The organism is Trueperella bonasi (assembly GCF_030811535.1).
GTDB classification, from domain to species: domain Bacteria; phylum Actinomycetota; class Actinomycetes; order Actinomycetales; family Actinomycetaceae; genus Trueperella; species Trueperella bonasi.
This window is the reverse complement of record NZ_JAUSQX010000001.1, coordinates 1,537,073-1,553,487: the sequence shown is the minus strand read 5'-3', so window position 1 is coordinate 1,553,487 and position 16,415 is coordinate 1,537,073. Positions and strand designations below refer to the sequence as shown.

The 16,415-nt window shown below is 57.0% G+C and carries 9 protein-coding genes and 3 rRNA genes; 2 read left to right on the top strand and 10 right to left on the bottom strand.

What is annotated here, in order from left to right; genetic code table 11:
* Positions 1 to 32: 32 nt before the first annotated feature.
* Positions 33 to 902, top strand: a complete 870-nt coding sequence (amrB, locus tag J2S70_RS07130; protein ID WP_307683036.1) for an AmmeMemoRadiSam system protein B — start codon at positions 33 to 35, stop codon at positions 900 to 902.
* Positions 903 to 925: 23 nt separating this feature from the next.
* Here amrB and J2S70_RS07125 read toward each other — a convergent pair whose 3' ends face one another.
* The 10 genes from J2S70_RS07125 to gatC form a co-directional block, all read right to left on the bottom strand.
* The gene (locus tag J2S70_RS07125; RefSeq protein ID WP_307683035.1) at positions 926 to 1,081 is read right to left on the bottom strand and encodes a hypothetical protein; all 156 of its coding nucleotides are present in this window, start codon (positions 1,079 to 1,081) and stop codon (positions 926 to 928) included.
* Between the two features lie 223 nt (positions 1,082 to 1,304).
* On the bottom strand, positions 1,305 to 3,134 hold the full coding sequence (ilvD, locus tag J2S70_RS07120) for a dihydroxy-acid dehydratase (protein WP_307683034.1): 1,830 nt from the start codon (positions 3,132 to 3,134) through the stop codon (positions 1,305 to 1,307).
* A gap of 118 nt (positions 3,135 to 3,252) precedes the next feature.
* Positions 3,253 to 4,035 (bottom strand): class I SAM-dependent methyltransferase, encoded by a 783-nt coding sequence (locus J2S70_RS07115; RefSeq protein WP_307683033.1) that lies wholly within the window; start codon positions 4,033 to 4,035, stop codon positions 3,253 to 3,255.
* 145 nt (positions 4,036 to 4,180) lie between these two features.
* Positions 4,181 to 4,297, bottom strand: a 5S ribosomal RNA gene (gene rrf / locus J2S70_RS07110).
* Between the two features lie 92 nt (positions 4,298 to 4,389).
* Positions 4,390 to 7,462, bottom strand: a 23S ribosomal RNA gene (locus J2S70_RS07105).
* A 238-nt stretch (positions 7,463 to 7,700) separates the two neighbouring features.
* Positions 7,701 to 9,225: ribosomal RNA gene (locus tag J2S70_RS07100) — 16S ribosomal RNA — on the bottom strand.
* Together the 16S, 23S and 5S rRNA genes form the textbook arrangement of a ribosomal RNA operon.
* Before the next feature lie 529 nt (positions 9,226 to 9,754).
* Positions 9,755 to 11,143, bottom strand: a complete 1,389-nt coding sequence (locus tag J2S70_RS07095) for an NAD(P)-dependent malic enzyme (RefSeq protein ID WP_307683032.1) — start codon at positions 11,141 to 11,143, stop codon at positions 9,755 to 9,757.
* Positions 11,144 to 11,446: 303 nt separating this feature from the next.
* On the bottom strand, positions 11,447 to 12,943 hold the full coding sequence (gatB, locus tag J2S70_RS07090) for an Asp-tRNA(Asn)/Glu-tRNA(Gln) amidotransferase subunit GatB (protein WP_307683031.1): 1,497 nt from the start codon (positions 12,941 to 12,943) through the stop codon (positions 11,447 to 11,449).
* A complete protein-coding gene (gene gatA / locus J2S70_RS07085) occupies positions 12,943 to 14,442 on the bottom strand; it encodes an Asp-tRNA(Asn)/Glu-tRNA(Gln) amidotransferase subunit GatA (RefSeq protein WP_307683030.1) in 1,500 nt (499 codons plus the stop codon). The genes gatB and gatA overlap by 1 nt, the downstream gene beginning before the upstream one ends.
* Entirely contained in the window at positions 14,439 to 14,741 is a 303-nt protein-coding gene (gatC, locus tag J2S70_RS07080) for an Asp-tRNA(Asn)/Glu-tRNA(Gln) amidotransferase subunit GatC (protein WP_307683029.1), read from the bottom strand. The genes gatA and gatC overlap by 4 nt, the downstream gene beginning before the upstream one ends.
* A gap of 34 nt (positions 14,742 to 14,775) precedes the next feature.
* Here gatC and J2S70_RS07075 point away from each other — a divergent pair, with 34 nt between their 5' ends.
* Positions 14,776 to 16,035: a phospholipase D-like domain-containing protein gene (locus tag J2S70_RS07075; protein ID WP_307683028.1), complete on the top strand. Its 1,260-nt coding sequence runs from the start codon at positions 14,776 to 14,778 to the stop codon at positions 16,033 to 16,035.
* Positions 16,036 to 16,415 lie beyond the last annotated feature (380 nt).

The following is a 16,415-nucleotide window of genomic DNA, read 5'->3' as shown; positions in this document are numbered from 1 at the left end:
GATCTCGGCTAAGCTCGATATAGGAGGCACCGATGTCTGTACGAACACCTGCCGTGGCGGGCAGCTTCTACCCTGAAGCGCCGCCCGAGCTAGAAAATGCGCTTGATCAGGCATTTGCGGCCGCATCCCAGGTGGCGGTGAGCGACGTCGTCGAATCGGCTCACAAGCAGCCCTCAGCTTTGAGCAATGCCCGGGATCTCGTGGGAAATCCGGCCGTGAAAGCGCTGGTAGTTCCGCACGCCGGGTGGATGTTTTCCGGTTCGACGGCGGCCAACGCGTATCGTCTGCTCGCGGGGCGCTTCGAGATTCAGCGGGTGGTCATACTTGGCCCGGCGCATCGGGTGTGGGTGCCGGGGCTTGCGATGAGCTCCGACAGTCGGTGGCAAACCCCGACCGGCGAACTTGCCGTGCACTATTCCGAGAGCCTGCGGGAGCTCCCCTTCGTTGACACGAATGATGACACGCACGCTCACGAACATTCGCTTGAGGTCCAGTTGCCGTTCATCCAGCGTATGCTCGGCGACGTCGAAATCTCGCCGCTCGTCGTTGGCAGTGCACCCGCCGAGCAGGTAGCCGAAGCGCTCGACGCCGTGTGGGGCGGGCCCGAGACGCTGATTCTGATCAGCACCGATCTGTCGCACTATCTTGGCTATCGGCACGCTATCGACGCCGATCGGGAGACGATTCAAAAGATTCTGTGGTTGGATTCCACCGTTGTTTCCGATCGGGCCTGCGGCTCCTATCCGCTTAACGGCATGTTGCTCGCGGCGAAGCGGCGGGGCATGAACATTCGCTTGCTCGCCTCGTGCAATTCAGGCGACGCCTCGGGCAATCTTGACCGGGTGGTCGGCTATGCGGCTTTCGCACTCACGGAGAATTCACCTACGGACGCAACAAAATGAACGGGAGGGCGCTGAATGCCAGATCAGATAACCAGCCTGCCAAGCGACGCCGGCCGCTGGCTTTTACCCGTCGCACGTTCGGCGATCGCCAGTACTCTCGATAGCGATCCGGGCCCGGCGGGCGTGGTCCCGGAACCGCGCCCGCGGTAGTTAGATGCGCCGGGCGCTTCTTTCGTCACGCACACCCATCGAGACTCTACGGAGGGCACGCGATATTGCGCGCGAGACCGGCTACACCACGTCTATCTCGGTAACGTTCGCGAACCGAAAGCCGCTGCCACATACTGCCCAAGCTGCACGGCCGTCGTCGTTAGCCGCGATCCGTATCCGCACGTATTGCTCCGCAATGGCGTATGCCGTTGTGGCACATCCATCGCGGGCGTCTGGTCATGCTAACGGGCGCTAGTCGACCTTGCGGACCGCACCAAACGAGGCCGATGTGGCCATCGAAGCATAGGCACGTAGAGCCTTGGAAACTTTACGGTCACGCTTCGGCTCCCAAGGCGCCTCGCCCTTCGCCGCACGGCGCTCGGCAAGCTCAGCATCGGAGACGTCAAGGTGCAGCTTACGTTCGGGAATATCAATGACGATCGTATCGCCCTCTTCCACCAACCCGATCGTTCCGCCCGAAGCGGCTTCCGGCGAAATATGGCCAATCGACAGCCCGGACGTTCCGCCCGAGAATCGGCCGTCAGTAATCAGCGCACACACCTTGCCCAGCCCAAGACCTTTCAGATACGACGTCGGGTACAGCATTTCCTGCATGCCCGGCCCGCCCTTGGGGCCTTCGTAGCGGATCACGACGACGTCGCCCGGCTCAACCGACTTCGACAAAATCAGGTGAATCGCATCATCCTGAGATTCGACGACGCGCGCCCGCCCCTCGAAGTGGAACAGATCCTCTTCGATTCCTGCGGTCTTGATGACGGCGCCGTCCTCGGCAAGATTCCCGTACAGGACGCACAGGCCGCCGTCGGCTGTGTAGGCGTTCTCGATGTCGCGGATGCACCCCTGGGCAGCGTCCAGGTCCAGCGATTCATACCGCTTATCTTGCGAGAACGCCTGAGTTGTGCGAACCCCGCCCGGGGCCACGGTGAACAGATCGTGCGCCTTCGCGGTGGCCTTGCCCCCGCGAACATCCCAATTATCGAGCCACTCGTCCAGAGAATCGGCATGGATCGCATGCACGTTACGTTCGAGTAGCCCACCGCGATCGAGCTCACCCAAGATCGCCGGGATACCGCCCGCGCGGTGGAAATCCTCCATGTGGAATTTCACCGAATTCGGCGCAACCTTCGAAAGGTTCGGGGTTTTCCGCGAAAGCGTATCAATATCTGAAATATCAAATTCGATCTCACCTTCGAGGGCCGCCGCGAGAATATGAAGAACTGTGTTCGTGGAGCCGCCCATCGCGATATCCATCGTCATCGCGTTCAAGAACGCCTCACGCGTTGCGATGTTACGCGGGAGCACCGATTCGTCGTCGTTTTCGTAGTACCGCTTGGCAATCTGAACGATCATTTTGCCGGCCTCAATGAACAGGTCCTTGCGGCGGGCGGCAGTTGCCAGCGTCGAACCGTTACCGGGCAACGAAAGCCCAAGCGCTTCTGTCAAACAGTTCATCGAATTGGCCGTGAACATGCCCGAACACGAACCGCACGTCGGGCACGCCGATTCCTCGATCGCGAGCAGTTGCGCATCCGTGACCGACTCATTCACCGATTCCGTCATTGCATCAATCAGGTTCGTGTTGTGGTCAACCACGCCCTCAACGGCGTTACCCGACTCCATCGGACCGCCCGAGACGAATACCACGGGAATGTTCAACCGCATCGCGGCCATTAGCATGCCGGGCGTGATCTTGTCACAATTCGAGATACACACCAACGCATCGGCACAGTGCGCCTCAACCATATACTCCACCGAATCCGCGATGATCTCACGCGAAGGCAAAGAATAAAGCATGCCATCGTGACCCATTGCGATCCCGTCGTCCACCGCGATCGTGTTGAACTCCTTGCCCACACCGCCGGCTTCCTCAATCGCCCTAATCACGAGCTGGCCCATGTCCTTCAAGTGCACGTGGCCGGGTACGAACTGGGTGAAAGAGTTCGCAACCGCAATAATTGGTTTACCGAAATCTTCCGAACCCATACCCGTGGCGCGCCAAAGTGCGCGCGCACCGGCCATGTTGCGTCCCTGAGTCGACGTCGCAGAACGAAGTTGAGGCATGTCCATCCTTAAGTTGACAATTTAGCTATTCAATTCTAGCGGCCACAGTGGCCCCGAGGTTGTGAAGTCCGACCTGTAAGCATGCGCTTCACCAACGGCTAGAAAGACGGCTTGCCCGCTACAAAAGCCGCTCGGCCACCCAACAGTGCACGTGATACGGAAGTCCGACGGCACCATCGTGCGGCACGCCCAAGTGTTCCGTCACGTACCACTCAAGATTCGCCCGCATGCGTTCCCGGCCCTCGGGCGTGTTTTTGATCCACGACGAGCGAGTGGTTCCCAGTTCGTAGAGCTCTGGTACTGTGAGCCGATCGATCCACGTGAGCTGGTGGAGGGTGGGCGCGGTGAATGGTCGCTCCATGTGGCCGTGATGGCCGGGCACGCGCAGATCCGGTGGCCGATCGGCGCGGTGAACATCGCCTGAGCGCATGATGCGGGAGAGCCTGTGCACCCAAGCTTGGCGCACGTCCAACTGGTTATAGATGATCGCGATCCGTCCGCCGGGGCGCATGACTCGTTCCGCCTCTAGGGCTGCTGCTCGTTCGTTTGCCCAGTGCCAGGACTGGCCGAACGCCAGGAGATCCACACGTGCATCATCGACGGGAAGGCTTTCTGCGGTGCCATCTAGGAGCCGGTCTGATGGAAAGTCTGGGAAAGCACGCGCAAACGCCTTCCTCATATCTGCAGAAGGCTCAACGGCTATGACGTGGGAGGAGCGCTCATAAAGCTGGGCGGTCAGTTTGCCGGTGCCTGCCCCGACGTCGAGCACGGCGTCGTCCCTCTTAATGCTGAGCAAATCGAGAATTTGTTCGGGATAACCGGGACGAACGTCAATGTACGCTTGGGCTGAAACACCTGCAGCCAAAAAGGGATTAGTAGGCTCACCGCCAGTGCCGGCCATAAAATCCCTCCTCAACGCGCTGCTTTTTCTACTCTATTGCTTTGAACTCATATGTTTTGACTGCACCAAATTCGCTTGCATATTTCAAAGCCACAAAAAAGGGGGTCTTTCCACAATAGCGGAAAGACCCCCTTCGATGTATAAATAGCGGCGGTGTCCTACTCTCCCACACCCTCTCGAGTGCAGTACCATCGGCGCTGGTGGGCTTAGCTTCCGGGTTCGGAATGGGACCGGGCGTGTCCCCACCGCTGTAGCCACCGCTAAAACTATATAAACTTTTCATTACCGGTCACGCTCTGGCATGTGTGTGGTGGTCCAGAATTGTATAGTGGATGCGTATTTTCTTGTATCTGTTTTTGTTAGTGGTTGGCCGATTAGTACCAGTCAGCTTAACCCATTACTAGGCTTACACGCCTGGCCTATCAACCCCATGGTCTATAGGGGGCCTACACAACAAAATGTTGACGGAAACGTTATCTTGGAGCAGGCTTCCCACTTAGATGCTTTCAGCGGTTATCCTTCCCGAACGTAGCTAACCAGCCATGCACCTGGCGGTACAACTGGCACACCAGTGGTTCGTCCGTCCCGGTCCTCTCGTACTAGGGACAGCCCTCCTCACGTTTCCAACGCGCGCAGCGGATAGGGACCGAACTGTCTCACGACGTTCTGAACCCAGCTCGCGTACCGCTTTAATGGGCGAACAGCCCAACCCTTGGGACCTACTCCAGCCCCAGGATGCGACGAGCCGACATCGAGGTGCCAAACCATGCCGTCGATATGAACTCTTGGGCAGGATCAGCCTGTTATCCCCGGGGTACCTTTTATCCGTTGAGCGACGGCGCTTCCACAAGCCACCGCCGGATCACTAGTTCCAACTTTCGTTCCTGCTCGACCTGTCAGTCTCACAGTCAAGCTCCCTTGTGCACTTACACTCAACACCTGATGACCAACCAGGCTGAGGGAACCTTTGAGCGCCTCCGTTACCATTTAGGAGGCAACCGCCCCAGTTAAACTACCCACCAGGCACTGTCCCTGAACCAGATCATGGTCCAAGGTTAGACATTCAGCACGACCAGAGTGGTATTTCACCAATGACTCCACCACAACTAGCGTCATGGCTTCACAGTCTCCCACCTATCCTACACAAGCCGTACCGAACACCAATACCAAGCTATAGTAAAGGTCCCGGGGTCTTTCCGTCCTGCTGCGCGTAACGAGCATCTTTACTCGTAATGCAATTTCACCGAGTTCGCGGTTGAGACAGCGGAGAAGTCGTTACGCCATTCGTGCAGGTCGGAACTTACCCGACAAGGAATTTCGCTACCTTAGGATGGTTATAGTTACCACCGCCGTTTACTGGGGCTTAAATTCTTAGCTTCACAAACACAGTTTGTTAACCAATCCTCTTAACCTTCCAGCACCGGGCAGGCGTCAGTCTGTATACCTCCACTTACGTGTTCGCACAGACCTATGTTTTTGATAAACAGTCGCTTCTCCCTGGTTTCTGCGGCCATCACCCCTAACACGCACAGTGTTTCAAGGATCAGGCCCCCCTTCTTCCGAAGTTACGGGGGCATTTTGCCGAGTTCCTTAACCACGATTCTCTCGAACTCCTTAGTATACTCTACCCAACTACCTGTGTCGGTTTCGGGTACGGGCGGCTAGAACCTCACGTCGAGGCTTTTCTTGGCAGCACAGGATCACCCTACTTCCCACAAAACTGTGGTCATCATCCAGCCTCACCCATCATGCTTCCCGGATTTACCTAGGAAACGAGCTGCGCTGTTAAACGTGGCAAGCCATTAGCCACGCGGAAGCTACCACTCTGCGTCACCCCTGTTAACACGCTTGCCTACAACAAGATCAGGTCCCACGCTCCCCACCACAACAACCCGAAGGCCACTGCAATGGTTTGGATGGTTAGTATCCCCTGCTTCAGCACGGACGGTTCTTCGCCGGTACCAGAATAACAACTGGTTACCCATCGACTACGCCTGTCGGCCTCGCCTTAGGACCCGACTAACCCAGGGCGGAACAACCTGGCCCTGGAACCCTTAGTCATACGGAGGACGGGATTCTCACCCGTCAATCGCTACTCATGCCTGAATTCTCACTCGCACACAATCCACAACCAATCACTTGACTGCTTCACCTCATGCACGACGCTCCCCTACCCAACAAAAACTGTTGCCACGGTTTCGGCGGTGTACTTAGCCCCGCTACATTATCGGCGCGAAATCACTTGACCAGTGAGCTATTACGCACTCTTTCAAGGATGGCTGCTTCTAAGCCAACCTCCTGGTTGTCACAGCAACTCCACATCCTTTCCCACTTAGCACACCCTTAGGGGCCTTAACCGATGATCTGGGCTGTTTCCCTCTCGACAACGAAGCTTATCCCTCGCAGTCTCACTGCCACGCACAACTTAAACCAGCATTCGGAGTTTGGCTGATCTCAGTACCCGAATAAGGGCCATCAACCATCCAGTCGCTCTACCACCAGCAAGCACACGCAACGCTGCACCTAAATGCATTTCGGGGAGAACCAGCTATCACGAAGTTTGATTGGCCTTTCACCCCTACCCACAAGTCATCCCCTCCATTTTCAACTGAAGTGGGTTCGGACCTCCACACGCTCTTACACGTGCTTCACCCTGCCCATGGGTAGATCACCTCGCTTCGGGTCTAGAACATGCAACTACAACGCCCATTTAAGACTCGCTTTCGCTACGACTACCCCACACGGGTTAACCTCGCCACACATCCTAACTCTCAGGCTCATTCTTCAAAAGGCACGCCATCACCCCCACCAAAGAGGCTCTGACGGATTGTAAGCGCCCGGTTTCAGGTACTATTTCACTCCCCTCCCGGGGTACTTTTCACCATTCCCTCACGGTACTATCCACTATCGGTCACACGGAGTATTTAGGCTTACACAGTGGTCTGTGCAGATTCACACGAGATTTCACGAGCCCCGTGCTACTCGGGAACACCACCAAAAGACAACAAGATTTCAGCTACCCGACTATCACGGTCTACGGTCTAGCTTCCCAACTAGTTCACCTATCCCACTGTTTTATCACTTTCTTCCACCCCGCCGGAGGCAGACAGCAGCTCCCACAACCCCGAATGCGCAACGTCCGACGACTATCACACACACCCGGTTTAACCTCATCCGCTTTCGCTCGCCACTACTCACAGAATATCTCTTCCTGGAGGTACTAAGATGTTTCACTTCCCCCCGTTACCCCCACCACCCTATACATTCAGATGATGGTAACCAAAAACAACTTTGGCCAGGTTCCCCCATTCGGAAACCCTCGGATCACAGCTCGTATGCCAACTCCCCGAGGAATATCGCAGGCTACAACGTCCTTCATCGGCTCCGCGTACCAAGGCATCCACCGAACGCCCTAAAACACTTACAAAAACCAAAAGATGCTCGCATCCACTATACAATTCTCAACCACCACACCACCCACACACAACAACACAAACCATGTCATTGCACATGAGAAGCACCAGGTGTTACCCCACACCCCAACAGCATGCCAGCCAATCACATTGCATCCACTAAAAACCACACTCACCACCAGACAACACGCCTGATGACACCCCACACACAACACACAAACGCATCATGCGCAAGAAACAGTGGCTCCCTAGAAAGGAGGTGATCCAGCCGCACCTTCCGGTACGGCTACCTTGTTACGACTTCGTCCCAATCGCCAATCCCACCTTCGACCGCTCCCCCCAAAAGGTTAGGCCACGGGCTTCGGGTGTTACCAACTTTCGTGACGTGACGGGCGGTGTGTACAAGGCCCGAGAACGTATTCACCGCAGCGTTGCTGATCTGCGATTACTAGCGACTCCGACTTCATGAGGTCGAGTTGCAGACCCCAATCCGAACTGAGACAGACTTTAAGTGATTAGCTCACCCTCACAGGCTCGCAACACTCTGTACCTGCCATTGTAGCATGCGTGAAGCCCAAGACATAAGGGGCATGATGATTTGACGTCATCCCCACCTTCCTCCGAGTTAACCCCGGCAGTCTCTTGTGAGTCCCCAACCAAATGCTGGCAACACAAGACAAGGGTTGCGCTCGTTGCGGGACTTAACCCAACATCTCACGACACGAGCTGACGACAACCATGCACCACCTGTACACCACCCCGAAGGCTGCGCCATCTCTGACACATCGCAGTGTATGTCAAGCCTTGGTAAGGTTCTTCGCGTTGCATCGAATTAATCCGCATGCTCCGCCGCTTGTGCGGGCCCCCGTCAATTCCTTTGAGTTTTAGCCTTGCGGCCGTACTCCCCAGGCGGGGCACTTAATGCGTTAGCTACGGCGCAGAACCCATGGAAAGGCCCCACACCTAGTGCCCAACGTTTACAGCATGGACTACCAGGGTATCTAATCCTGTTCGCTACCCACGCTTTCGCTCCTCAGCGTCAGTGGTGGCCCAGTAACCTGCCTTCGCCATCGGTGTTCCCCCTGATATCTGCGCATTCCACCGCTACACCAGGAATTCCAATTACCCCTACCACACTCAAGTCTGCCCGTACCCACTGCAATCCCAAAGTTAAGCCCCAGGTTTTCACAGCAGGCGCAACAAACCGCCTACGAGCCCTTTACGCCCAATAATTCCGGACAACGCTCGCACCCTACGTATTACCGCGGCTGCTGGCACGTAGTTAGCCGGTGCTTCTTCTGCACATACCGTCACAAAAATGCTTCTTCTGTACTGAAAGGAGTTTACAACCCGAAAGCCTTCATCCCCCACGCGGCGTCGCTGCATCAGACTTCCGTCCATTGTGCAATATTCCCCACTGCTGCCTCCCGTAGGAGTCTGGGCCGTATCTCAGTCCCAATGTGGCCGGTCACCCTCTCAGGCCGGCTACCCGTCAAAGCCTTGGTAGGCCATCACCCCACCAACAAGCTGATAGGCCGTGAGCCCATCCCCCACCAGAAAAACCCTTTCCAACCCCCACCATGCGGCAAGAGCAGAATATTCAGTATTAGACCCAGTTTCCCAAGCTTATCCCAAAGAAGAGGGCAGGTTACTCACGTATTACTCACCCGTTCGCCACTAATCCACCCAAACAAAAGTAAGAGCTTCATCGTTCGACTTGCATGTGTTAAGCACGCCGCCAGCGTTCGTCCTGAGCCAGGATCAAACTCTCCACAAAAAAACCAGAAACCCAAAAAAGGGCAACCAATTCCATACAGAAAGCCCGAAAACAGACTCACAAAAAATACCAAAACAAACTGGCAAAAAACATCACAACCAACACCCCACCAAAAAAAGCAAGACACCAGCCATGACACAACACTGGCCAACCAGAAAAACCCAGCCAACCAGAAAAAAATACAACATAAAAAGCTGACACACTATTGAGACATCAAACAACACACCCACGAGCTTGACCTGCAGTATTACCTGCACGCCCCGCCGGAGCAACCTCTCCAACTTAGTCAACCGCCCTGCTCGAAGTCAACTTCTTGCGATGCGGTTCACACTGCTGGTGATTCGCTGTGCTCCTATCGAGTTTCACTCTGCCGGAGCAACGATTAAGAACTTTACGGCCGAGGCGTCGAGCTGGTCAAACCAGTTCGCGGTGTCTCTACTCACACACCTCGTTTACCGCCTGTTTACAAGGAAGAACGCGCTGTGCCGGAAGGCACAGCGCGTTCGAGTGGCATTTTGGCGATTAAGCTCTATCGCTTCTGACCCGTGGCGAATTCTTCCCGGATTGCCGAGGCAACCGCCTCTGCTAAGCCCGGGTGGAATACGCCCGGAATGATGTAGGAGGCGTTCAGCTCCGCATCTTCCACCTCGCCTGCTATCGCATTCGCGGCAACGACGAGCATGTCGTCGCTCACCCGTTCAGCTTGCACATCCAGCATTCCGCGGAAGAGCCCCGGGAATGCAAGAACGTTGTTGATCTGGTTTGGGTAATCCGATCGGCCAGTTGCCACAACGGCCGCGTGTTCGCCAGCCGCTAGCGGATCAACTTCGGGCGTCGGGTTTGCGAGCGCAAACACGATCGCATCGTCGGCCATAGTCGCGATGTCATCTCCCGTCAGAATATTGCCGGCAGAAACGCCAATAAAGACGTCGGCGCCCACCAAAGCGTCCTTGAGCGAACCTTCAATCTTTCGCGGATTGGTGTTCTGTGCCAGCCAATTGCGGTCCGGATCCGGTTCCTCCCGGAAAACACCAAGCGTTCCTGCACGCCCGGCACCGATGATGTCGTGCGCTCCCTGCCCGATGAGCAAGCGAATGATTGCATTACCCGCAGCGCCCACGCCCGATACGACGATCTTCGCGTCTTCGATCCGCTTTCCGACGAACTTCAGCGCGTTGATCAGCGCGGCCAGAACGACGACGGCCGTGCCGTGCTGATCATCGTGGAACACCGGAATATCGAGCTCTTCCTTCAACCTGCGTTCAATCGCAAAACAGCGCGGCGCCGAAATGTCTTCCAAATTAACGCCGGCAAAGCCGGGCGCAATGGCCTTAACGATCGACACGATTTCGTCGGTGTCTTTCGTGTCCAAACAAATCGGAAAGGCATCAACGTTCGCAAAGTTCTTGAACAGCGCGGCCTTACCCTCCATCACCGGCATTGCGGCTTTCGGGCCGATATCACCAAGACCGAGCACCGCCGTCCCGTCCGAAACTACTGCCACGGTGTTTCGTTTGATCGTCAACCTCCGCGCTTCAGCCGGATCTTCAACAATCCGCTCACAAATGGCGGCAACTCCCGGAGTGTAAATCCGCGAAAGATCCTGGCGGGTCTTCAGCGGGCGCTTGAGCGTGACTTCAATCTTTCCGCCAAGATGCGCCTGCACCGTGGAATCGTGAATTCCAAGCACGGTGACATTCGGATCGGTCTGAAGATGCGAGCGCAACATCTTTGCGTGCCCGAGGTCAAGGGTCAAACACGTGACGTCGAAAGTTAACTTTTCGTCCTCGGTCCCGACCATGTCGAGCCCGGTAATCATTCCTCCGTTATCGGAGATCACTCTGGTTGCTTTGGGCACGGCCTGAGCATCAAAGGGCGCGCGGATTCTCAGGGTGACGGCATAACTTGGGTGTGCCATAGACGTACTATTCCTCCTTGGATAGCTTGCTACCTACATCATGCCAAAGTCACCAGCCGAGGTGTTGAGTGAGTTCGCTTCGTGGATTTAATTCGCATCACGGCATGGCGTACCACGTGGCAGCATGCTTCGCGCCACCAGAAGCACCGGCGTGCACTCGACTACTCGAGGAAGCGCGTATTTGTGCTTGAAAAAAGCTGTTTTTTGGCTCGAGCATCGATGCAAACGCTCAGATTCAGCAGATTTACGCGCTCCCCAATGTATCCCGGCCCCCGCCTGCACCAGTAGGTTCCTACAACATCACTAGGATTCGTTGGCGCGCTCCATCACGAGTTCGCGAACGCGAGCAGCATCCGCCTGGCCGCGAGTTGCCTTCATGACCGCCCCGACGATCGCGCCAGCAGCCTGAACCTTGCCCCCACGAATCTTTTCAAGCACATCCGGGTTAGCAGCAAGCGCCTCATCGACAGCCGCATTCAGCGCGCCCTCATCCGAGACCACTTCCAAACCGCGAGCCTTCACTACCTCGCTCGGGCTGCCCTCACCCGCCAGTACGCCGTCAAGCGCCTGGCGAGCCAACTTATCGGTCAGCTTCCCGCTCTCCACCAGCTCATCGAGCTCAGCAATATTCGCAGGCGTCACCGGAACGTCAACCAGTTCAAGATCATTGTCCTTAGCATGGCGGGCAAGCTCGCCCATCCACCACTTCCGGGCCCCACCCGGCGTTGCACCGGCGTCCACCGAGTCCGAAATCAGCTCGAGTGCATCGGCATTGACGATGTCGCGCATCTCCATGTCAGACACGCCCCATTCGCCCTTCAACCGGCGGCGCTTTTGCGCGGGTAGCTCGGGCAAAGATCCCCGAATCTCCTCCACCCATTTTCGCGATGCCACAATCGGCACAAGATCCGGTTCGGGGAAATAGCGGTAGTCATCCGCGTCCGATTTCGGCCGCCCCGACGACGTCGTCGCATCAGCTTCCTGCCAATGGCGCGTCTCCTGTACAACCGCGTCCCCCGCATCTAACACCGCGGCCTGCCGGCGCATCTCATACTCCACCGCACGCTCAATCGCACGGAACGAATTCACGTTCTTCGTTTCGGTACGAGTGCCAAGCGGGGATTCCGGCGTCGCACGCAACGAAACATTCACGTCCGCACGCACGTTACCGCGCTCCATCCGCCCCTCGGAAACCCCGATCGCCCGCACGATATCGCGAATCGTGCGAACATACTCGGCAGCCACCTCGGGCGCGCGCTCCCCGGCACCTTCAATCGGGCGGGTCACGATCTCAACCAGCGGCACGCCCGCACGGTTGTAATCCACCAGCGAATACGCGGCACCCTGCAGGCGGCCCTCGCCACCGATATGGGTGTTCTTACCCGCGTCTTCCTCCACGTGTGCCCGCTCGATCTCCACACGGAAAATCTCGCCGTCGCGCAGTTCAACATCCAAATAGCCGTCAAAAGCAATCGGCTCATCGGACTGCGAAGTTTGGAAATTCTTCGACAAATCCGGGTAAAAGTAATTCTTACGCGCAAACCGGCACGATTCCGCGATCTCGCAATTCAGCGCCAACCCAAGCCGGATCGCATACTCGATCGCCGCCTTGTTCACCACCGGCAACGCGCCGGGAAGGCCGAGGGATACCGGCGTCGTATATTCGTTCGGCTCGCCGGCAAACTCGTTGGGAGCGGCGTCGAACATCTTAGTTTTCGTGGACAGCTCCACGTGTACTTCGAGGCCGAGCACCGGATCGTAAGACTTCACCACGTCCTCATATTCCAACAGCTGATCCATTATGCGTCCTCCCTAACGTCAATTGGACACGTGCGCGCCGACGGGTCTGCACTCGCCTCGATCATGGCGGCCACCTTATACATGCGGGCGTCTTCGTGCGCTGGCGCTACCACCTGCACGCCCACCGGCAAACCATCGGCCAAACCTGCCGGCACCGACATCGCAGGCACACCCGCAAGGTTGGCCGGGGTCGTCGTCATATCGTTCATATACATGGCCATCAAATCTTCACTCTTCGCGCCAAGCTCGAAGGCCACGCCGGGCGCCGTTGGCGTAACTAGCGCGTCCACCTGCGCAAACGCGTCCGCTAGTTCGCGCTGAACAAGCGTGCGCACCTTGAGCGCCGAGCCGTAGAACTCGTCATAACGGCCCGCGTCCAACGCGTACGTGCCCAGAATAATCCGGCGCTTAACCTCCGCGCCCAGCATCTTTCCGCGCGTTTCACGCATCATCGTTTCGGCCGTCACCGGCCCCTCCGTTGGCTCCACCCGGTTCCCGTAGCGCACTCCGTCAAAGCGCGCCATATTCGAGGAAACTTCCGCCGGCATGATCAGATAGTAGGCGGCAATCGCCATCTCAAACGATGGCAGCGACACTTCCACGATCTGCGCGCCACGTTCCTTCAGGCTCTCCACGGCCTGTTCAAATACAGCTTCAACGCCGGGTTCGATTCCCTCGCCGCTCAGTTCCTTGACGACGCCGATGCGCAGGCCGCTCAAGTCTTCGGTTTGCGAGCCTTCGCCAGTTGCGTCCAACAGGCCGGTAGCCGGCTCAGGAAGTGACGTGGAATCGAGCGGATCATGGCTCGACAGGATTTCTTGAAGCGCAGCCGCGTCCGCAACCGTGCGCGCCACAGGGCCGACCTGGTCGAGCGAGGACGCCATTGCCACCACGCCGTATCGCGAAATGTTGCCATAGGTAGGCTTAGCACCCACCGTTCCCGTCAGCGCTCCCGGCTGGCGGATCGACCCGCCCGTGTCCGAGCCCAGCGCCCACGGCACCAGATAGGCAGCAACGGCAGCAGCCGAGCCACCACCGGAGCCGCCCGGCGCGAGATTCTCGCCCCACGGATTAACCGTCGGGCCAAAGGCCGAATTCTCCGTCGATGATCCCATCGCGAACTCGTCCATATTCGTGTGGCCAACAATGGGCAGGCGAGCCGCCATAATGTTCTTCACAACCGTCGCATCATAGGGAGCGATCCATCCCTCGAGCATCTTCGAACCGCACGTGACCGGAGTTCCACGCTCACAAATATTGTCTTTCAACGCGATTGGCACACCCGCGAATGGAGGAAGCTCCTTGCCGGCAGCCCGATCCGCGTCAACCGCGCGCGCCACGTCAAGCGCGCCGTCGTCGTCGATAAAAAGAAACGCGTTCAGCCGCTCGTTTTCGGCGTGGATCCGATCCAGCGTCGCCTTCGTCAACGCCTCGGACGTGATCTCACCCTCGCGCAGCTTCTTGGCCAGCTCGATTGCAGAAAGCGTCAAGATACTCATGCGTCCTCCCCCAAAATCTGCGGCACGGCAAACTTGCCGTCCTCGTGTGCGGGCGCCGAAGCGAACACTTCATCCATGTCCAGCTTCTCGTCCGTGACGACGTCCTCACGCCACACGTTGTGCAACGGTATCGGATGGGACGTGGGCGGAATATCGGAGGCCGCCACATGCTTCACCGCCTCCATGGCATTCGAAATCGACGTTAGTTCACCAGCGAACTGTTCGATTTCCTCATCTGTTAAAGCAATGCGCGCAAGGTCCGCCAATCTGGCGACCTCATCCTTGGAAAATGTTGACATGACCAAATTCTAACGCGTTCGGTAGTATGTGCACATGTCGCTCATATCACGGCCGAATCGCAAAACTGCCAAGCGGGCTGTCAAGTACACTCTCGGCGGTTTTCTTGCCGCTCAGGTGGCTGCCGCGTTCGCCGTCGTCGCCGTTGATGAACACCGCAAACGCCGTAACCCGCCCACCGACGAATTCCCTTCAATGCGCCCACGCACGGTTCACGTGGCCGATTCCGATTTGACGGTGTACACCTACGGCGAAGATCTTTATGAGGACATGCTGGACGCGATCGAGAGCGCACAGAATACGATCTTTTTTGAGATTTACATTATGAAGGCCGACGCCGTTGGGCATCGTTTTCGCAACGCCCTCATTGACGCCGCTCAACGTGGCGTTGATGTTTACATCATCATCGACACCTTCGGAAACCTCAATCAAGACCCACGCTTCAGATATTTTCCTGATTTGCCAAACCTGCACGTGATCCGTTTCCCGCTGATTCGCACGGGGATTTTTACCGGGCAGGGCAAAGATCGCGGGCTTGACCACCGGAAGATCTTGGTGGTTGACGGGCAGATCGGGTTCGTTGGCGGATACAACATCGGCGAGCTTTACGCCCAAAAATGGCGCGATACCCACGTACGTATTGTTGGGCCGGCTACCTGGGAGCTTGAGAACGCGTTTACCGACATGTGGATGGTCTATCGCAAATCGCACCATCCGAAATTGCCTGACCGCGGGCAAAAGCGGTGGTCCTCCCGGATTTCCGCGGTGCAAAATATTCCAGCCTTTAAGTCTTATCCCGTACGGGCGATGTATTTAGGCGCCATTGACCGGGCCCATCGCCGAGTGTGGATTTCCATGGGGTACTTCATTCCCGATTTCGCGATGATGCATGCACTGAAGCAGGCCGCTCGGCGCGGGGTTGACGTGCGCGTGCTTGTTCCTCAGTATTCCAATCACATCGTGGCCGATTGGGTGGGGCGCCCGCACTATGATGAGCTTCTTGACGCCGGCGTTCGGATCTTCCTCTACGAGGAGGCGATGATCCACGCCAAGACCATGACCGTGGATGGCATCTGGTCAACAGTTGGCACCACGAACATTGATCGGCTTTCAATGGCCGGAAATTTTGAGATCAACCTCGAGATCTTCGATGCGGATTTTGCGAAGGTGATGGAAGAGATTTTCGAGCTTGACCTTACGAACTCGCAGGAGCTCCTGCCCGAGGTGTGGGCCGAGCGTGGGCGGCTTGCCCGGATCACCGAGAAAATTCTTAAACCGCTGGCGCCGCTGCTGTAGCATCCCCTTGCTGTGCCGCTCGGAGCACCAAACGGCACAGGGAGGGAAACCTGCCCGGCTCGCGGAACGCCCCATCCTTCCACAAAATATGCATTGGAACCGCCGTAAAACATGCATTGAGCTCGCCACAAATCATGCACTGGGATTGCCACAAAACATGCATTGGGTGATGCGCTCGCGTCATGAGCAGTGCGGACAGCACGAATGACCTTCTCCGCCCTGATCTTCTGCTTCTACACCTTCCCGCGACACCTAAACACTCCCGGGACACATTTATTAGCAAGTAAACTCTCGCGAGAACAATCTAAGTGTCGCTGGAGCGCTGGGCTGGCGCTCGGCGGGTGGGAGTTCCCCTCAGTGTTTGGCAGGCGGGTGGGGTT